19 protein-coding genes are annotated in these 16838 nt (G+C 72.2%); 6 read left to right on the top strand and 13 right to left on the bottom strand.

Annotated features, from left to right (window positions below; translation table 11 throughout):
* Nucleotides 1–37: 37 nt before the first annotated feature.
* Genes BLU27_RS14370 through BLU27_RS14360 form a run of 3 tightly spaced genes read left to right on the top strand, consistent with a single transcriptional unit; the run spans nt 38 to nt 1242 of the window.
* The gene (locus BLU27_RS14370) at nt 38–472 is read left to right on the top strand and encodes a CoA-binding protein (protein WP_092654099.1); all 435 of its coding nucleotides are present in this window, start codon (nt 38–40) and stop codon (nt 470–472) included.
* On the top strand, nt 469–894 hold the full coding sequence (locus BLU27_RS14365; RefSeq protein WP_092654097.1) for a TIGR03667 family PPOX class F420-dependent oxidoreductase: 426 nt from the start codon (nt 469–471) through the stop codon (nt 892–894). The genes BLU27_RS14370 and BLU27_RS14365 overlap by 4 nt, the downstream gene beginning before the upstream one ends.
* Before the next feature lie 3 nt (nt 895–897).
* Nucleotides 898–1242 carry a hypothetical protein gene (locus tag BLU27_RS14360; RefSeq protein WP_092654095.1) on the top strand — a complete coding sequence of 115 codons (345 nt, stop codon included), beginning with the start codon at nt 898–900 and terminating at the stop codon, nt 1240–1242.
* A 117-nt stretch (nt 1243–1359) separates the two neighbouring features.
* Here the strand turns inward: BLU27_RS14360 and BLU27_RS14355 are convergent, their stop codons facing one another.
* The 3 genes from BLU27_RS14355 to BLU27_RS14345 form a co-directional block, all read right to left on the bottom strand.
* Nucleotides 1360–2550, bottom strand: coding sequence for a mandelate racemase/muconate lactonizing enzyme family protein (locus BLU27_RS14355; RefSeq protein ID WP_092654093.1), 1191 nt, complete (start codon nt 2548–2550; stop codon nt 1360–1362).
* Nucleotides 2547–4586 carry an alpha-galactosidase gene (locus BLU27_RS14350; RefSeq protein WP_092654091.1) on the bottom strand — a complete coding sequence of 680 codons (2040 nt, stop codon included), beginning with the start codon at nt 4584–4586 and terminating at the stop codon, nt 2547–2549. Before BLU27_RS14350 ends, BLU27_RS14355 begins: the two co-directional genes overlap by 4 nt.
* 76 nt (nt 4587–4662) lie before the next feature.
* A complete protein-coding gene (locus BLU27_RS14345) occupies nt 4663–5022 on the bottom strand; it encodes a DoxX family protein (RefSeq protein ID WP_092654089.1) in 360 nt (119 codons plus the stop codon).
* 69 nt (nt 5023–5091) lie between these two features.
* On the opposite strand from BLU27_RS14345, the gene BLU27_RS14340 reads away from it, so the two are divergent.
* Nucleotides 5092–5592, top strand: a complete 501-nt coding sequence (locus BLU27_RS14340) for a MarR family transcriptional regulator (protein ID WP_092654087.1) — start codon at nt 5092–5094, stop codon at nt 5590–5592.
* Between the two features lie 31 nt (nt 5593–5623).
* Here BLU27_RS14340 and purE read toward each other — a convergent pair whose 3' ends face one another.
* Together purE and BLU27_RS14330 are read right to left on the bottom strand one after the other, a co-directional pair.
* Complete coding sequence (gene purE, locus BLU27_RS14335; RefSeq protein ID WP_092654085.1) at nt 5624–6190, bottom strand: 5-(carboxyamino)imidazole ribonucleotide mutase; 567 nt, start codon at nt 6188–6190, stop codon at nt 5624–5626.
* Nucleotides 6183–7307 (bottom strand): 5-(carboxyamino)imidazole ribonucleotide synthase, encoded by a 1125-nt coding sequence (locus BLU27_RS14330; protein ID WP_241828016.1) that lies wholly within the window; start codon nt 7305–7307, stop codon nt 6183–6185. Before BLU27_RS14330 ends, purE begins: the two co-directional genes overlap by 8 nt.
* A gap of 107 nt (nt 7308–7414) precedes the next feature.
* Between BLU27_RS14330 and BLU27_RS14325 the strand changes: the two genes are divergently transcribed.
* A complete protein-coding gene (locus tag BLU27_RS14325; RefSeq protein WP_092654083.1) occupies nt 7415–7915 on the top strand; it encodes a GtrA family protein in 501 nt (166 codons plus the stop codon).
* Here the strand turns inward: BLU27_RS14325 and BLU27_RS14320 are convergent.
* Both BLU27_RS14320 and BLU27_RS14315 read right to left on the bottom strand, forming a co-directional pair.
* Complete coding sequence (locus BLU27_RS14320) at nt 7834–8961, bottom strand: HAMP domain-containing sensor histidine kinase (protein ID WP_197681835.1); 1128 nt, start codon at nt 8959–8961, stop codon at nt 7834–7836. The two genes, BLU27_RS14325 and BLU27_RS14320, sit on opposite strands and share 82 nt — an antisense overlap.
* Nucleotides 8962–8985: 24 nt before the next feature.
* Complete coding sequence (locus tag BLU27_RS14315) at nt 8986–9807, bottom strand: response regulator transcription factor (protein ID WP_241827968.1); 822 nt, start codon at nt 9805–9807, stop codon at nt 8986–8988.
* A gap of 318 nt (nt 9808–10125) precedes the next feature.
* On the opposite strand from BLU27_RS14315, the gene BLU27_RS14310 reads away from it, so the two are divergent.
* Nucleotides 10126–10743, top strand: a complete 618-nt coding sequence (locus BLU27_RS14310; protein WP_092654081.1) for a COG4315 family predicted lipoprotein — start codon at nt 10126–10128, stop codon at nt 10741–10743.
* A gap of 44 nt (nt 10744–10787) precedes the next feature.
* Here the strand turns inward: BLU27_RS14310 and BLU27_RS14305 are convergent, their stop codons facing one another.
* From BLU27_RS14305 to BLU27_RS14280, 6 genes are all read right to left on the bottom strand, one after another.
* Nucleotides 10788–11798: a hydroxymethylglutaryl-CoA lyase gene (locus BLU27_RS14305; protein WP_241827967.1), complete on the bottom strand. Its 1011-nt coding sequence runs from the start codon at nt 11796–11798 to the stop codon at nt 10788–10790.
* Nucleotides 11799–11806: 8 nt separating this feature from the next.
* Nucleotides 11807–12922, bottom strand: a complete 1116-nt coding sequence (locus BLU27_RS14300) for an HD domain-containing protein (protein ID WP_092654079.1) — start codon at nt 12920–12922, stop codon at nt 11807–11809.
* 27 nt (nt 12923–12949) lie between these two features.
* Nucleotides 12950–13747 (bottom strand): enoyl-CoA hydratase/isomerase family protein, encoded by a 798-nt coding sequence (locus BLU27_RS14295; RefSeq protein ID WP_092654077.1) that lies wholly within the window; start codon nt 13745–13747, stop codon nt 12950–12952.
* Nucleotides 13748–13844: 97 nt separating this feature from the next.
* Nucleotides 13845–14414 (bottom strand): PH domain-containing protein, encoded by a 570-nt coding sequence (locus BLU27_RS14290; protein ID WP_092654075.1) that lies wholly within the window; start codon nt 14412–14414, stop codon nt 13845–13847.
* Between the two features lie 141 nt (nt 14415–14555).
* Nucleotides 14556–15386 carry a biotin--[acetyl-CoA-carboxylase] ligase gene (locus tag BLU27_RS14285; RefSeq protein WP_092654073.1) on the bottom strand — a complete coding sequence of 277 codons (831 nt, stop codon included), beginning with the start codon at nt 15384–15386 and terminating at the stop codon, nt 14556–14558.
* 82 nt (nt 15387–15468) lie between these two features.
* On the bottom strand, nt 15469–16752 hold the full coding sequence (locus BLU27_RS14280; protein WP_092654071.1) for an alpha-L-fucosidase: 1284 nt from the start codon (nt 16750–16752) through the stop codon (nt 15469–15471).
* Between the last annotated feature and the right edge of the window lie 86 nt (nt 16753–16838).

Here is a 16838-nt window from a genome sequence, read left to right as displayed (position 1 = left end):
GCGTGCCGTAGCCGCCGCGACCGGGCATGATCGGATCGTGACGCAACCCTGGACCGATCCGCAGATCGTCGACGAGATCCTCGCCGAGTGTGAGACCTGGGCCGTCGTCGGCCTGTCCACCAACGCTGAACGCGCCGCCTTCCGCGTCGCCCAGACCCTGCAGAAGCATGGCAAGCGCATCGTCCCCGTGCATCCGCGCGCGGAGACCGTGCACGGCGAGCAGGGCTATGCCAAGCTCTCCGACATCCCGTTCCCGGTCGACTGCGTCGATGTGTTCGTACGATCCGAGCTCGCCGGCGCCGTCGCCGACGAGGCGGTCGCGATCGGCGCCAAGGCGGTGTGGTTCCAGCTCGGCATCCTCGACGAGGAAGCCTACAACCGCACCACGGCCACCGGAACGGTCATGGTGATGGACCGCTGCGCGGCGGTCGAGCTTTCCCGTCGCGACGGGAAGAACGGGAGATCCTCATGACGGTGGTCGACACCTCCACGACGTTCGGCGCGCACGTCGCCGAGCGTCTCGAACGCGACCGGCTCATCTGGCTCACCACCGTGAGTGCCGACGGCACGCCCCAGCCCAGCCTGGTGTGGTTCCTGTGGACCGACGGTGAGCTTCTCATCCGCAGCCAGCCGGACAAGCCGAAGCTGCGGCACATCGCCCGCAACCCCCGGGTCGGCCTGCACCTGGACAGCAACAGCGCGGGCAACGACGTGGTGGTGCTGACCGGCGAGGCCCGCGCTCCGGCGGAGCCGCCGACCGAGGAGGAGTCGGAGCGGTACTTCCGCAAGTACGCCGAGGGCATCGAGGCGCTGGGCATGACCGACGAGACGTTCGCGCAGGAGTTCAGCGTGCCGATCCGCGTCAGCGTCTCCAAGCTTCGAGGGTGGGTGTGAACCATGGCCGACGACTACTCGTACGAAGTCGCGCTGCACACTGGTGACGCGTGGCGGATCACCGACACCGGTGACCTCGCCCAGATTCCTGACCGCGACCCCAAGGAGACCGCCCGCGGGCTCCTGCAGGACTGGCTGCTGGACAACCCCAACAGCCTCATCGGAGGTCAGCGGCTGGAGGTCTTCGGAGACAACCCGGGCTCCTACCCGCCCGAGTCCCGTTCGGGCGCGCGGGTGTGGGTCTTCCGCGGCCGCCGGGTCGCCCACGAGGAGCTGCCGACGGCGGCCGCCTACCTCGTCACCGAGCTCGAGGACCTGGGCGAGCCCGACCTCGACATCAGGATCTGACCCAAGAGTGTTCGTGGCTCATCCGCGCGTGGCCGGCAAGGCGGAGGAGGAGTCGCGTAGGGGTGTTCTACGCGCGGCGGCGACAACGCAGCCGGGCACGTTGCGGGGAGCCACGAATCAGGTGGTGAGGTCGGGGGTGCGGTAGAGAGTCGTGCCGTCGACGGTGATCTCCACGTCGCGGAGGTACGGCCGCAGGGCGTCCGGGCTGACCTCCAGGCCGAGCCCGGGTGCGTCCGGCAGGCACACCTGCCCGTCGGCGTCGGGCACCATAGGCGTGGTCGTCGCGGCCCGGGCCAGCGGCGACGCCTCCACCGGAAACTCACACAGCACGTGCTCGGCGAGCCCGGCGTACGGCTGCAGTGACGCCGACAGCGCCAGGGGCGACGTGAAGGTGTGGTTGACGAACGTCACCCCGGCCTCGACGGCGTACGCCGCGACCTCGCGGGCCGGGCCGATGCCGCCGATCCGGCCGGTGTCGATCTGGACGAACCCGATCCCGCCGTAGTCGACGAGGTGCTGGGCGAGGTGCGGGTGATGCGCGCCCTCCCCGCCCGCGAGCCGTACACCGCGGCAACGCCGGGCGAGTTCGGCGTACGCCCGCAGTGCACCGGTCTCGAACGGCTCCTCCAGCCAGGTGACGTCGCACTCCTCCAGCGCGGGCAGCCGGGCGGTGGCGGCCTCGACGTCCTCGCCCCAGACGGTGCCCGCGTCCACCAGCAGGTGCAGGTCGGGGCCGAGGCCGGCACGGGCGGCGCGTACCTGCTCGGCGTCCGCGGCCACGTCGCCACGCCCGTAGGGTCCCCAGCCGAACTTCGCCGCCCGGAAACCGTCCGCACGGACCTTCGCCGCCTTCGCCTCGGTCTCCGCCGGGGTGTCGCCGAACAGCGCCGAGGCGTACGCCGTCTTCGGGTACGCGCGCGGGTAGCCGAGCAGCGTGTGGACGGGCACCTCCGACCGGCGGCCGAGCAGGTCCCACAGCGCGATCTCGATGCCGGACAGCACGTGTGCCGCCTGCAGCAGATCGAGGCTGTTGGCGCGTACGTCCCGGCTGATCCGGGCGATGTCGGCCGGGTCGGCCAGCCGCTGCCCGAGCACCGACGCGGCGACCGGCTTGCACGCGCTGTGCGACATGGGGCAGACCAGCCCGGCGATGGTGGGCAACGGTGACGCCTCGCACTCGCCCCAGCCGGTGTGGTCCCCAGCGCGCACCCGGACCAGCAGCATGTCCTGGCTGCCGTCGCCGATGTCCTCGATCCGCGGCATCGACAGGTAGAAGAAGTCGATCGCCTCGACCGCCGGAGGTGTCATCGGCCGCCGCTCCCCTGGCCCCGGACGCGGCGCAGGACGACCACGGCCGACCCCTCCTCGGGCAGTGACACGGTCCAGCCGGACGCCAGCAGGTCCGCGCCCGTACGCCGGTCGCCGCCGCCGGCGAGGCCCGTGGTGTCGGCGCCGCCGGCGAGGCCCGTGGTGTCGGCGCCGCCAGAGGTGGCCGTGGGCCCGGCGCCGGCCGGGGCGGTCCACTCCACGGCGTACTCCGCTTCCGGGTCCAGCGCCAGCGGCCGGATCGTGCGCGTCGGCTCCCCGCCGGACAGCCGGAAGAGCAGCAGCAGGTGGTCGCCGGAGTCCTCCCCGGGCGCACTCGCGGCCACCTCGCCGGTCAGGTCGCCGGTCACGTCGGCCGGACCGTCGGCGGGCACCGGCAGGGTGTACTGGAACCCGGCCCACCGCTGCCCGCCGCCGAAGCGCTGCGGCTGCCCGGTGAGCCGGCGCAGTTCCCCCTCGGCGACGAACGGCGCGATCGTCCGGCGGTACTCCCCGTGCAGCGCCCGCAGCCGCGCCCGCACGGGTTCGGGCGCCTCGGGAAGCTTCCAGGACAGGCCGTAAGCACCGACCATGGCGATCCGGCGGTAGTAGTCGAGCTGGTCGGCGGTGAGCCCGGGCTCGGCCGGCTCGAAGTTCTGGTGCGGGTGATCGGACTTCCACCACTGCGACCAGCCCCAGTGCAGCATCCGGGACGGGTGCAGCATGGTCGACCCGCCCCACAGCAGCTGCAGCCCGTGCTCGGGCCAGTCCGGGTCGCTCAGGAACGTCAGGTGGGTCTGGCGGGCCAGGCCCAGGTCGATGCGCAGCCCTCCGGAGGAGCAGTTCTCCAGAACCACCTCCGGATGCTCGGCCCGCACCCGCTCCAGCACGGCGTAGTAGCCGGTGTAGTGCTCGAAAAGGCCGTCGCCGGCGCCGTGACCGTGGTCGGTGCGGTCACAGCCGAGGCCGGGGTCGAGGTTGAAGTCGAGCTTGATCCAGTCGGCGCCGTGTTCCTCGACCAGCCGGGTGAGAGTGTCGTACGCCCAGTCCTGGGCGGTGGGGCTGCCGAGGCAGACGTACCCCAGCGGCTCGCCCTCGCGCAGGGCCACCAGCTCGGGCCGCTCCTTGCCCAGCGCGGCCTTCGGGCCGAGCGCCTCGATCTCACACCACAGCCCGAACCGCATCCCCTTGCCGTGCACGTGATCGGCCAGTGCCCGCAACCCGGACGGGAACCGGCGGGCGTTGACCAGGTGCCAGTCGCCGCGGTAGTCGACCCAGTGCGTGCCGGGGTCGGACGGCCCGAACCACCCGGCGTCCAGCGTGCAGATGTCGAATCCGAGCTCGGCGGCCACGTCGGCGTTGGCGCGGAAGACGTCCTCGTCGATGCTGTGGTCCTCATAGCTCCACCAGTGGTTCCACTCCAGCGGCAGCGACTCGGCGAACTCGTTGCGTGGGTACCACTGCACCCGGCCCACCTCCGCGAGCTGGACCGAGGCGTCGTTGAGGTCGGCGCCGGTGGCCACCACCACCCGGGGGCCGCGCACGCTCTGGCCGGGGGCGAGCGTCTTGGCGAAGCCGGTGTCGTGCAGTCCGCCGGTGATGCGTACGCCGCCGTCGGCGCCCTCGGTGAACCGCAGGATCCAGTTGCCCGACCAGGCGACGCTCACCACGACCACCCCGTCCGGGCCGTGCAGCGCACACCAGGGGTGGGTGGTGGCCGAGGAACGCCCGGCCAGGGACTCGAGCACCCGCGGCGTGCGCAGGGGCTCGTCGACAGGGCCGAACTCCTGGCCCCAGCCGCTGGTGTAGTAGCTCAGCTCGTAACCGCCCGCGGACGGCTCGGGCAGGTCGAGAGTCACCGAGTCCAGCCGGTCGACCACGACGTCGCGGTCGCCGCCGTTGGTGACCTCGACCCAGGCCTCGGTCACGCCGGTGCCCTCGTGGTGCAGCGTGTGGGCGCGGACCAGCAGTCCCTCGGCCGGTCCGTCGGTACGAACGCCCTCCCCGAGCGTCACGGGGGCCAGCGAGCTCAGTGCCATGGGAGGTCCTCCGCGGTGTCGGGGCGGGCGGCGTGCCGGGACGGCCGGACCGCTCGAACGTACAACAGGGAGAGCCCTACGAGACGGCCAGTCCCAGCACCAGCGCAGCGGCGACCAGCACGAGAAAGCCGTTGGCCAGTCCGAACTGCGCCGAGTAGTCGCGGGCGAGCAGGTGGGTGTGCACCGCGCAGGCGAAGAACAGCACGAGCCCGGCCGCGGCTGCCGTACCGATCACCGGTACGCCGAGCAGGCCGGCCAGCAGACCGACCGCGCCCGCGGTCTTGAGGGTGCCGATCGGGAACGTCAGCCACGACTCGGGCACGCGGGCCCGGGCCATCCCGGGAAGGATCGGCGCGAAGTGGACCAGCGCACCGATCCCCGAGAAGCCGGTGGCGGCGACGGCGGCGAGGGTGACCGCGAAGTACGCGACGTGCATGGGCACGCTCCTGGGCCGAGACCAAATACAATACGGAAACCGTACTACTTGGTTTGAGGAGCATGCAATATGAGTTCCGTACGACCTTCGGAGGACGCGGCCGCGCGGAGGCGCCACCGGAAGTTGGCGAACGCTGTCAAGGACGCCTTGCGCGAGCTCAACAGCGCGCTGTCGGTGTTCAACCGGCACGTCGGCGGCCAGGTCGCACTGAAGGACGTCGACTACGACTGCCTGGAACTCCTCAACCGGTTCGGCCCGCTCACCCCGGGAGTTCTCGCCCGGCGCGCGGGTCTGCACCCGGCCACCATGACGGGCGTGCTCGACCGCCTGCAGCGCGGGGGATGGGTCGTGCGCGAACGCGACCCGGCGGCGGTCGACCGCCGCGCCGTACTCGTCCGGCCGTTGCGCGCCCGCAACGCGGAGTTGTACCAACACCTCGCCGGGATGAACGCCTCGATGGACCAGTTGTGCGCCGGCTACAGCGACGAGGAACTGGAACTGATCACGGACTTCCTCCGGCGGACCGCGGCCGCCGGGCGCGACGCCGCGAACGACCTGACCGACAGCTGACCCGTGCCGGCCGCCGCCGTCGTACCACCGGTCAGCGGAAGCCGACGGTGCGCCCGCGGCGGGACTTCAGCGCCGCGCCCTTGGCCCGCGCCTGGTCGGCGAGGTCGGCCTGGAACGCCTTCATCTGCTCCAGCAGGTCCGGGTCACCGGCGGCCAGGATCCGCACGGCGAGCAGCCCGGCGTTGCGGGCGTTGCCCACAGCGACGGTGGCGACCGGCACCCCGCCGGGCATCTGCACGATCGACAGCAGGGAGTCCAGCCCGTCCAGGTGCTTCAACGCGACCGGTACGCCGATCACCGGCAGCGGCGTCACACTGGCCAGCATCCCCGGCAGGTGCGCGGCACCGCCCGCGCCGGCGATCAGCACCCGCAGCCCGCGGTCGGCGGCCCGCTCGCCGTAGTCGAGCATCTCCCGCGCCATCCGGTGCGCGGAGACGACGTCCACCTCGTAGGGGACCCCGAACTCCTCCAGCGCCTTGGTGGCCGCCTCCATCGTGGGCCAGTCGGAGTCCGAGCCCATCACGACTCCGACCACGGGTCCCCCCTCTGCCGGTACCTGCCGGCCGGACGTCACGTCCGCGGGTGTTCCCTCACTCATCGATCTCTCCCGTGAGATAGGCGGCCGCGTGCTGCGCACGCGCGCGTACGTCGTCCAGGTCGTCGCCGAAGGTCGTCACGTGGCCGATCTTGCGGCCCGGACGCACCTCCTTGCCGTACAGATGTACGCGAAGCGCGGGGTCGCGGGCCTGGCAGTGCAGCAGGCCCCGGTGCATGTCGGGGTACTCGCCGCCCAGGATGTTGACCATCACCGTCCAGCGGGCCCGGGCCTGCGGGGAGCCGAGCGGCAGGTCGAGGACGGCGCGCAGGTGGTTCTCGAACTGGCTGGTGACCGCGCCGTCGATGGTCCAGTGGCCGGTGTTGTGCGGGCGCATGGCCAGCTCGTTGACGAGGATGCGGCCGTCGCGGGTCTCGAACAGCTCCACGGCGAGCAGGCCCACCACGTCCAACTCGCCCGCGATCCGCAGCGCGATCCCCTGGGCGCGGACGGCGAGCTCCTCCGGCAGGCCTGGCGCGGGCGCGATCACCTCGTGGCAGATACCGTCGCGCTGCACCGACTCGACCACGGGGTAGGCGATCGCCTGACCGGACGGGGAACGCGCGACGAGCGCGGACAGCTCCCGGGCGTAGTCGACGCGTTCCTCGGCGAGGACGGGGATGCCGGCGTCGAAGACGCCCGTCTCCTCGGCGGCGCGCAGGTCCTCGACCACCCAGACACCCTTGCCGTCGTAGCCGCCGCGGGTCGTCTTCAGCACCAGCGGCCAGCCGCCGAGCTCGCCGGCGGTGTCCGCCAGGTCCGACAGCCCCTTGAGGGCGGCGTGGCGGGGACAGGGAACGCCGAGGGCGGTCAGGCGTTCGCGCATCGCGCCCTTGTCCTGCGCATACAGCAACGCGTGCGGTCCGGGGCGTACGGCCACTCCGGAGTCCACCAGCTGGTGCAGGTGCTCGGTGGGGACATGCTCGTGGTCGAAGGTCACCGCGTCGCAGCCGGCCGCGAACTCCCGAAGGGTACGCAGGTCGCGATAGTCGCCGACCGTGACGTGCCGGGCAACCTGGGCGGCGGACACCTCCGGGCCCTCCGCGAGCACCCGGAACGTCACCCCCAGCGCGATCCCGGCCTGGTGCGTCATCCGGGCCAACTGGCCGCCGCCGATCATCCCTACGGTCGGGACACCCACGAGGTTGGACACGTCCGCGAGGCTACCGGGCGGCGCCGGGCGTGCCCGGACCGGGCGGCCGGTGTGGTGCCGGTACGCTCCCCCGGGTGAAACCGCTCGACGCGCTCCAGTACCGGGTCCGCCGGCTCGCGGAGGAACTCGCGAAGTTCGGCGCGGTCGGCGCGGTCGCGTTCGTCGTCGACCTGGGCGGGTTCAACCTGCTGCGCTACGGGCTGGACCACCACGGCCCGCTGGAGCACAAGCCGCTGACGGCCCGGACGATCTCGGTGGTCCTCGCCACCCTGGTGGCGTACTTCGGCAACCGGCACTGGACCTGGAAGGACCGTCCGCGCCGGGCCGTGCACCATGAGTACGCTCTGTTCTTCCTGCTGAACTTCGCAGCGCTCGTGGTGAACCTGGCGATCCTCGGGGTCGCCAACTACGTACTCGGCCTGCACGACCCGCTGTCCAACCTGGTCGCCAACCTGGTCGGGATCGGCCTGGGCACGCTGATGAGGTTCTGGTCCTACCGGCGCTTCGTCTTCCGCGCACCGGTCGGGGTGAACGCGGACGGCGAGCCCGACCCGCGGTTGTCCTCGCCGGTCTGAACGCCGGCCTGTTTTCCGGTCTGCTTTCCGGCCTGTTTTCCGGTCTGCCTGCCGGTCTGGTCCGAGTCCCCGCGTGGAAGGAAGACCGCGAACACCGCCGGGCGGCGGGAGATCATCTCCAGCCGACCGCCGCCCGCTTCGGCGAGGTCGCGGGCCAGGGCGAGTCCCAGGCCGGTGCCGCTGCGACCGCTGACCGCCCGCTCGAAGACGCGTTGACCAAGCTGCGCGGGTACACCGGGCCCGGCGTCGGACACCTCGACCACCACCGAGCCGCTGGGCGGCAGACCGGTCGTGCGGCGGCGGACCACGACCGTGCCACCGCCGTGATGCAGGGCGTTCTCCAGCAACGTCGCCAGTACGTGTCCCAGCGTCCCGGGCGTGGCGTCCACCGTCAGGCCCGGCTCGCCGGTCACGTCGATCCGCCGGCCTTCACGGTCGAAGGCCGGCCGCCACTCGGCCACCTGCTGCCGTACGACGTGGTCGACGTCGACCAGCGTGCGCTGCGCGACGTGGGTGTCCCGGCTCTGCGACAGCAGCCGGTCGACGACGTGGGACAGGCGTTCGACCTGGCCGAGCGCGATGCCGGCCTCCTCGCGAACCACGGCGGGGTCCTTGGTGGCGAGGATCTCCTCCAGCCGCATGGACAGCGCGGTCAGCGGCGAGCGCAACTGGTGTGAGGCGTCCTGGGAGAGTTGGCGTTCGGCGGCCAGCAGGTCGGTGATCCGGATGGCGCTCTTCTCCAGCGCCCCGGCCACCCGGTCGAGTTCGGGCAGGCCGTACCGGCGGCGGTGCGGCCGCGGGTCGCCCGAACCCAGGCGTTCGGCGGCGTCGGCGAGTTCCTCCAGCGACCGGGAGATCCCCCGTGCCTGCCAGACCCCGATGCCGATCGCGACCAGCACCGCGATCGCCCCGAAGGCGACCAGGGTCAGACGTTCGGTCCAGCCGGCACCGAAGTAGTGCCCTCTGAACGCGGCGATCGGCAACGCGAACAACGTGGCCGTGACCACGGCGATCACCACCGTGGTGACGACCAACCGGCGACGCATCCGACCCTGCCCCTGCTCAGCCGCTCAGCCGCGCTCGAAACGGAAGCCGACGCCGCGCACCGTGGTGATGAACTTCGGGTCGGACGCGTCGTCGCCCAGCTTCCTGCGCAGCCAGGAGATGTGCATGTCCAGCGTCTTGGTCGACGACCACCAGGTGGTCTCCCAGACCTCGCGCATCAGCTGGTCCCGGGTCACCACCCGGCCGGTCTCGCGGACCAGGACGCGCAGCAGGTCGAACTCCTTCGCCGTGAGGTGGAGTTCCTCCCCCGCGAGCCAGGCTCGGCGGGACTCGGCGTCGATGCGGACCCCGGCGCCCTCCTCCGCGGGCCCGTCCGACCAGCCCTCCGGCTTGCCCCGCCGCAGCAGCGCGCGTACCCGGGCCAGCAGCTCCGCCAGGCGAAAGGGCTTCGTCACGTAGTCGTCGGCTCCGGCGTCCAGGCCGACCACCGTGTCCACCTCGTCGGCACGGGCGGTGAGCACCAGAACGGGGACGCGGTTGCCGTCCACCCGCAGCCGCCGGCAGACCTCCAGACCGTCCACGTCGGGCAGGCCCAGATCGAGGACCACGAGGTCGAACGAGCCGCCGGACAGGATCGCCAGCGCCGGCTCACCCGCCCCGGTGACCTCCACCTCGTACCCTTCCCGGCGCAGTGCCCGGGCCAGCGGGTCGGAGATCGCCGGGTCGTCCTCGGCGAGCAGGATCTGGTGCCCGTGCCGGCCGGATTGGTCGTTCATCACGGCGCCGCTGACGCCGATGTGCTCGCTGTCGGCGCCGGGCTCGCCCGGCGGCCGGTTGAGGGTGCGCCGCCCACTCTGCTCGCCCACCACAGACGCGCTTCGTGTCATGGGGCCGATCGTACGACCGTGACCACGGCGGGTCTCCGCTCACCCGCCAGCAGACGGCGTCCAACGGGCCGGTTCCGGGTGGGAGCGTCCCGAGCAGGGCGGGACCGGGCGTTTGCCCGCAGGTCGTCGGGGCCGGGAGGGATGCCCGAATCGCCCCTTTCGCGGAGAAATCCGGCCTCACGCAGAGGCCGGTCTGGCGGTCCCTCCCGGACCTGGCAGTGGCCCCGGTTAGCACGGGTGGACGCCTGGGTAGGTCGTCAGCGGCGCGACCTGGCGGGCCCCGCCTACGGAGCGCCCGGGTTTCAGGGGGTCTGCGTGATGGGGTCGACGCCTCTCACCGCGCGTGGCCGCTCCCGGTCCGCGCCGGCCTGGGAAAGGGTCGCAGCGATCACGGCGGCGGCGATGGTGACGGTGACCGCCTCGGCGCTCGTCGGCGGGTGTCAGGGTTCCACGCCTTCGTCGGACAGTCCCTCGTCCTCGCCGAGCGCCACTCCCGCGCCCTCGATCGGCACGATGGAAGCGGACGGGGTCGGGGCGTCCGGCGTCAGCGACGTGGTGGTCGGCCCCGGCCGCCGCCCCCTCTACCGGAACACCGTGGACACCGCCACCAGCATCCGGTGTGTCGGCGCGTGCGCTCGCGCCTGGCCGCCGGTGCTCGTCCCTGCGGGAGTGACCGTGCCCGCCAAGGTGGCCGGGGTCAACGGCACGTTCGGCGTGGTCCGGCGACCCGACCGGACCCGTCAGCTCACGCTGGACGGAAGGCCGTTGTACCGCTACAGCGCGGACCGGGTGGACGGGTCGGTCGGCGGCAACGGATCGCAGGTCGACTACGACGGCCGGAAGTACACCTGGTGGGTGGTGACCACACTCGGCACGGTGCCCTCGCAGACGCCGACGCCTACGAACACGCCGGAATCGCAGTACCAGGGCTACTGAGGCTGCGGACGCCTGCTGCGGAGGCCTGCTACCGCCTCGCGGTACTAGTCCCCGGGCCGGAGGTTCGCCGGCGTCGGGACGGTGCGACTGCGCGGACCGGCCCGCAGCACCTGCGACGGCACCTGGTGGCCGACCAGCCGCTCGGCGGTCGCGGCGACGTCGAGCAGCAATTCGAGGTCGACACCGGTCTCCACGCCCATGTCCGCCAGCATGTGCACGACCTCCTCGGTCGCGATGTTGCCGCTCGCCCCCGGCGCGTACGGGCAACCGCCCAGGCCGCCGACGCTGGCGTCGAAGTCCGTCACACCGAGCCGCAGCGCGGTCAGCAGGTTGGCCAGGCCGGTGCCGCGGGTGTTGTGGAAGTGCAGGGCCAGGGACGTGTCCGGGAACGCCTCCCGGGTGCGGCCCACGAGATCCTCGACCCGGGTGGGGGTGGCCATGCCGGTGGTGTCGCCGTACGCCAGTGAGTCGGCGCCCGCCGCGAGCGCCGCGCGGGCCACGCCGACGGTCTGCTCGACCGGGATGTCCCCTTCGTACGGGCAACCCCAGGATGTCGCGACGATGACCTGGCACCGGGCGCCCCGGCCGTGCGCGTACTCGATCAGCGGACCGAGTTCGGCGAGGGACTCCGCCGTGGTGCGGTTGAGGTTCGCGCGGTTGTGGGTGTCGGAGGCGGAGACCACCACCTCCAACTCGGTGAAGCCGGCCTCGACCGCACGCCGGGCACCGACCGGGTTGGGCACCAGCGCCGAGTAGGTGACGTGAGGACTCTTCGCCGCGGCCGCCCACACCTCCGCCGCGTCACCCATCTGCGGAATGGCCTTCGGGTGGACGAAGCTGACCGCCTCGATCCGGCTCAGGCCGGTCTTCGACAGCGCGTCGAGCAGCTCGATCTTTCCCGCGGTGGGGACGGGCGGTTCGTTCTGCAGCCCGTCGCGCGGACCGACCTCCCGCAACCAGACCCGGCTGGGCACCTGCATCGTGGCCACCTCCCCCACCAGTGTGGCGCACGGGGCGAGGCCGCTGCCGCGGATGGCGTCTCCGTCGGCGGCCACCAGTCGGCTCAGGCCTCCGGCGCCGACTCGGGGACGATCGAGGCCGCCTCGTCGGAGTCGGCGGGACCCGGGTCCGGCTCGCCGCGGGTCTGCCGGGGCACCCCCGCGTTCCCTGCCGGCCAACGGGCGTCCGGGGCGGTGTCGGCGGCCGTCTCGGGGCCGGGAGGGGATCCGGGGTTCGGCAGCACCCACGTGGGTCCGGGTCCGCTCGCGCGGTCGAGCAGCGCCAGCGCGTAGGCGTACCGCCGGCGAGCGGCCTCCCGAGCGGCGTCGTCGAGGCGGGCCAGCCGCGCGGCGCTGAGGTTGTGCCGGATGTCGGCCCGTTTGACCAGAATGGCGGCCGGGGTCTCCACCAGCCGGTCGAGGTGATCCTCGTACGATTCCCGCGGCCGGCGGGTGAGCGCGTCCACCATGTCCACCACGTCGGTGGGGACACCGAGGTCGACCAACTGGGCCAGGCTGAGCTCGGTGTCCTCCACGCAGTCGTGGAGAAGCCCCGCGAGTTGCTGTTCGGGTGTGCCACCGCCGTCGCGGGTGAGGCGGGCCACCGCGCGGGTGTGCTCCACCGCGGGCTGACCGGAGGGGTCGAACCGGTCGTGGTGCACCACCGCCACCAACTGCTGCGCCGCGCCGAGGTGGTCCACCGGCTGGCGCAGATAGGCGTACGCGTGCTGCCAGGAGGAGAACAACTCGTCGAACACCGGCTCGGTGGCCACCGCCAACGGGATGAACCGCTCACACGTCTCGTGGTAGATCTCCCGCTGCGACTCCACCGTCGGGTAGGTGTGCAGCCGCTGCACCAGGGCGTACCTCCCGGCCAGCCGCACCATCGGGGAATCCACGAGTCCGGCGACGCGCGTACCGAAGCGTTCCTCGATGTGCTCCATCGTGCAGGGATAGTCCTCCGACAGGTGGTGCAGAAGCCCGGCGGTGAGCATGCCGAGTTCGGTGACACCGAACTCCCGGACCAGCAACTCCGCCACCTCGTACCTGGTGGGGCGGCCGCCCCAGTGGTCGGCGAACCGGACGGCTCGCCGAAGGTGCGGTGTGGTGCCGGTCGGGAGGTAACGCGACAGAACGCGGGATGCCTCCGCCCAGGTACCCCAGCCCCGATAGACCTTCATGCCGTCCCCATTCCCCCGGTGCCCCTCTCATTCCCCAGGCCAGACCGGCGGACGCTTCTCGTTGAACGCCGCGATGCCCTCCTTCCGGTCCGGGGAGAACGCGGTGGCCCGCCAGGCGGCGTCCTCGATCGCCAGGCCGGCGGCGAGGTCGGAGTCGGCGCCGAGGCGCAGCGCCTGCTTCGCCTGTCGGACACCGACGGGTGAGTTGGCGGCGATCTGGGTGGCGAGGTCGACGGCCGTCTGCCGCGCCCGCCCCGCGGGCACCAGCCGGTCCACGACGCCGAGCCGGTCCGCCTCGGCGGCATCAACCCGGCGGCCGGTGAGGATCAGGTCGCCCGCCCGGGACCAGCCGACCCGGCGGGCCAGCAGCTGGGTGCCCCCGCCGCCGGGGACCAGACCGACCGACACCTCCGGCAGCCCGAACACCGCGGTCTCGTCGGCGACGATGAGGTCGCAGGACAGGGCCAGCTCGAACCCGCCGCCCAGCGCGTACCGGTGCACCGCGGCGATCACCGGCATCGGCAGGTCCAGGACGCTCCCGAACAGCCGGCGGATCACCGGCCGCTGGCGCCAGAGATCCTCGTCGTCGAAGGTGTTGCGTTCCTTCAGGTCGGCACCGACACAGAACGCCTTCTCGCAGGCGCTGGAGAGTACGACCGCGCGGACCCGCCGGTCCGCCGCGAGCGACGTGGCCGCCCGGGTGATCGCCTCGGCCTGGGCAGTGGACACGGCGTTCAGCGCCTCGGGACGATCGAGGGACAACTCGGCCACCTGGCCCGCTTCGTCGACCCGGCGGACCTGGACACCCTTGGACGTCGAGGACATGACGGCAAGCCTAGGGTCTGTCCTGCGGTCGGGGCCGAGTAGTGAGCGGGTCGCCCGCGCCCGTGCGAGGACGAGTCCCTCTCCGGCCGGGTGTCGGTCAGTAGGGCTCGTAGTCGGTGCGGGTCCGGGGGCCGTCGTACCGCGAACGCTGCCGGCGGGTGGGGGTCTCGTCATCGTCGTCCTCGCGGGCGAAGACGAGTTCGGACAGCGTCCGCTGGACCGTCTCCACGTGCGGCACGTCGGGCAGGGTGACCCGGCCCTGCTCCCCCGCGGACCACACGACGAGGGTGCCGCAGCCGAGGATCCGGTCGGTGAGGCCGCGTTCGCTGGCCACGTCGTTGATCCGGGTGAGCGGGATGTCGCGGCCGGTGCGGGTGATGACGCCGGTGCGGGTGATCAGCCGCCGGTCGGTGACGGCATAGGTGGAGGAGAGCCAGGTGAGCGCCGGCCAGACGGCGTAGACGAGTACGCCCACCACGGCCGCGGCGACGATGAACAGCTGGACGTACGGCTGGTAGGCACCTCCGGGCACCAGTGAGATCAGCACCAGGGCCGCGCCGAGGGTCAGGAAGAACAACACGACCGGGCCGATCATGATCTTCCAGTGGGTACGCATGCTGAGGTAGACCTGCTCGCCGTCGCCCAGCATCTTCGACGGGATGCCCATCACCGCTCCTCACTCGCCGACCTGCCAGTGCGCGCCGGATCTGCCGGGCCGTCCAGCCGGTCGGACTGGCCGAACTCGGGCCAGGACCCACCGGACCGCCCGAATGGGTACTGACCTCCGATCATGCCCGACCGATACCGGTCAGCGCACGTGCACCACGTCACCGGCGCCGAGCGCGTGGTCACCGTCGGTGGTACGCACCACGAGCCGGCCCCCCTCGTCCACGTCCACCGCCCGCCCCTCGAGCCGGCGGTCGGGCGCGAGCTGGACCCGCACGTCCCGGCCCACCGTCGCACACCGGGCGAGGTAGGCGGCCCGGAGCCCGCCCGGGAAGGCGTCACCGTGGTCGCCGCCGGCCCGCCACGCGGAGTACAGCGCTTCCAGCGTCCGGACCACCGCAACCAGCAGGGTGGCCCGGTCGGTGGTGGCGGCGCCGGCCATGCGCAGCGAGGTGGCGTAGGTCCCCGGAAGCTCGGCGGCGGTCGTACTCACGTTCAGCCCGACACCGACCACGGCGGCCGGGCCGGTGGGGGTCTCCACGCGTTCGAGCAGGATGCCGCACAGCTTGCGGTCGTCCAGGAGTACGTCGTTGGGCCACTTCAACCGGGGCCGGACGTCGGCCACCGACTCCACTGCCTCGACCACGGCGCATCCGGTGAGCAGCGGCAGCCAGGGCCAGTGCCGGGGCGGCACCTCGGCCGGACGCAGCAGCAGCGAGAACATCAGCCCGGACCGTGGCGGCGAGGTCCACTCACGGAGGAGCCGCCCACGGCCCGCGCTCTGGTAGTCGGTGGCGACCAGCGTCCCTTCCGGCGCGCCGGAGAGGGCGAGCGCCCGGACGTCGGCGTTGGTGGACCCGGTCTCGGCAACCACCCGCAGGTCGGTGACCAGCCGGCCGGGACGCACGAGCACCGACCGCAGACCGGCCGCCGCAAGGGGCGGCCGGTCCAGGTCGACGTACGGGGACGGCATCCCGCCAGCCTAGGCGGGCGGCTGGCGGGGACCCACGCCCGCCTGGTGGCGCGGGTCATGGGATGCGGGGATCCGCGCGCGGCTACTTGAGGAAGATCTCCACCACGGGGACGAGCTGGTCGGGCCGCTGCACCGGAAGCTCCAGCGTCACCGTCCCCTCGGGCACGCCCTTCACGCCGATGTTGCTGTCGGTGTCCTCCCGGGCGTACTCCCGGAACTTCACCTCCGACGCGTCGTGCAGCAGCTGGGCGTACTTGATCCGGCCGGCGAGCCCGGGCAGGTGCGCGTGCCGGAACGGCCACCCGAACAGGTGCAGGTAGAGCCGGTCTCCGCGCTGGGTGTAGCGGCCGTCCTGCGGCGGGGTGAACGCAGACGGCCCGGCGCCGTAGATCGACCGGCCGTGCCGGCGGGTCCAGCGGCCGATCTCCGACAGGGTCGCCAGGGCCCGCTCGTCGAACTCGCCGCGCCCGGTGGGGCCGACGTTCAGCAGCAGGTTGCCGTCCTTGGAGACCGAGTCGACCAGCATCCGCACCAGCAGGTCGGGCGACTTCCAGTCCAGGTTGTCCCGGTCGTAACCCCAGCTGCCGTTGAGGGTCTGGCAGGCCTCCCAGGGGACCTCGCGGCCGTCGATGGTGGGCGGGGTGGCCGGCTGGAACTGCTCCGGCGTGGTGAAGTCGCCCGGATAGTCGAGCCGGTTGTTGATCAGGATGTCCGGCTGCAGGCCACGCACCAACTTGACCAGCGCCTCGGAGTCCCAGTCGTCGCGGCCCTTGCCGGGCAGGTCGTACGCCGACATGCCGGGGTAGGAGAAGTCGAACCACATCACGTCGATGTCGCCGTACCTGGTGAGGAGTTCCTCGACCTGGCCGTGGAGGTAGCGGCGGTACTTCTCGATGTCCCGCTTGCCGGCCTGTGAGGCACGGAAGTCGGCGTCGTCGACCCGCGGGTGCAGCGTGTCCACGGGGTACTCGGGGTGGTGCCAGTCGATCAGCGAGTGGTAGAAGCCGACTCCGAGGTCCTCGGCGCGGAACGCGTCCACGAACGGCCGCACGAGGTCACGGCCGACAGGGGTGTTGGTGGCCTTGTAGTCGGTGAGGTCGGAGTCCCACAGACAGAAGCCCTCGTGGTGCTTGGTGGTGAGGACGGTGTACTTCATGCCCGCCTCGGCCGCCGCCTTCGCCCACACCCGCGGGTCGTACAGATCGGGGTCGAAGTGGTCGAAGTACGGCTGGTACTGCTCGTCGGTGAGCCGCTCGCGCTTCTTCACCCACTCGTGCCGCGCGGGCAGGGCGTAAAGACCCCAGTGCACGAAGAGCCCGAACCGGCGGGCCCGGAGCTTGTCAACTGATGCTTGCGGTGCCGGCATGGCGGAGCCTTCCTGCGGCGACGGGCGGTCGATAGGTCTGATGTCTACCAACGCACCCGCCGGCCGAACAAGCAATCGCCCTGACC

The organism is Actinopolymorpha singaporensis (assembly GCF_900104745.1).
Classification (GTDB): Bacteria; Actinomycetota; Actinomycetes; order Propionibacteriales; family Actinopolymorphaceae; genus Actinopolymorpha; species Actinopolymorpha singaporensis.
This window is presented reverse-complemented; position numbering and strand designations above follow the sequence as displayed.

Excerpts from the sequence above, each read along its gene's own strand:
- BLU27_RS14365 (WP_092654097.1), top strand. The coding sequence starts at position 469 with ATGACGGTGGTCGACACCTCCACGACGTTCGGCGCGCACGTCGCCGAG.
- BLU27_RS14360 (WP_092654095.1), top strand. The coding sequence starts at position 898 with ATGGCCGACGACTACTCGTACGAAGTCGCGCTGCACACTGGTGACGCG.
- BLU27_RS14355 (WP_092654093.1), bottom strand. The coding sequence starts at position 2,550 with ATGACACCTCCGGCGGTCGAGGCGATCGACTTCTTCTACCTGTCGATG.
- BLU27_RS14350 (WP_092654091.1), bottom strand. The coding sequence starts at position 4,586 with ATGGCACTGAGCTCGCTGGCCCCCGTGACGCTCGGGGAGGGCGTTCGT.
- BLU27_RS14345 (WP_092654089.1), bottom strand. The coding sequence starts at position 5,022 with ATGCACGTCGCGTACTTCGCGGTCACCCTCGCCGCCGTCGCCGCCACC.
- BLU27_RS14340 (WP_092654087.1), top strand. The coding sequence starts at position 5,092 with ATGAGTTCCGTACGACCTTCGGAGGACGCGGCCGCGCGGAGGCGCCAC.
- purE (WP_092654085.1), bottom strand. The coding sequence starts at position 6,190 with ATGAGTGAGGGAACACCCGCGGACGTGACGTCCGGCCGGCAGGTACCG.
- BLU27_RS14330 (WP_241828016.1), bottom strand. The coding sequence starts at position 7,307 with ATGATCGGCGGCGGCCAGTTGGCCCGGATGACGCACCAGGCCGGGATC.
- BLU27_RS14320 (WP_197681835.1), bottom strand. The coding sequence starts at position 8,961 with ATGCGTCGCCGGTTGGTCGTCACCACGGTGGTGATCGCCGTGGTCACG.
- BLU27_RS14315 (WP_241827968.1), bottom strand. The coding sequence starts at position 9,807 with ATGACACGAAGCGCGTCTGTGGTGGGCGAGCAGAGTGGGCGGCGCACC.
- BLU27_RS14310 (WP_092654081.1), top strand. The coding sequence starts at position 10,126 with ATGGGGTCGACGCCTCTCACCGCGCGTGGCCGCTCCCGGTCCGCGCCG.
- BLU27_RS14300 (WP_092654079.1), bottom strand. The coding sequence starts at position 12,922 with ATGAAGGTCTATCGGGGCTGGGGTACCTGGGCGGAGGCATCCCGCGTT.
- BLU27_RS14295 (WP_092654077.1), bottom strand. The coding sequence starts at position 13,747 with ATGTCCTCGACGTCCAAGGGTGTCCAGGTCCGCCGGGTCGACGAAGCG.
- BLU27_RS14290 (WP_092654075.1), bottom strand. The coding sequence starts at position 14,414 with ATGGGCATCCCGTCGAAGATGCTGGGCGACGGCGAGCAGGTCTACCTC.
- BLU27_RS14285 (WP_092654073.1), bottom strand. The coding sequence starts at position 15,386 with ATGCCGTCCCCGTACGTCGACCTGGACCGGCCGCCCCTTGCGGCGGCC.
- BLU27_RS14280 (WP_092654071.1), bottom strand. The coding sequence starts at position 16,752 with ATGCCGGCACCGCAAGCATCAGTTGACAAGCTCCGGGCCCGCCGGTTC.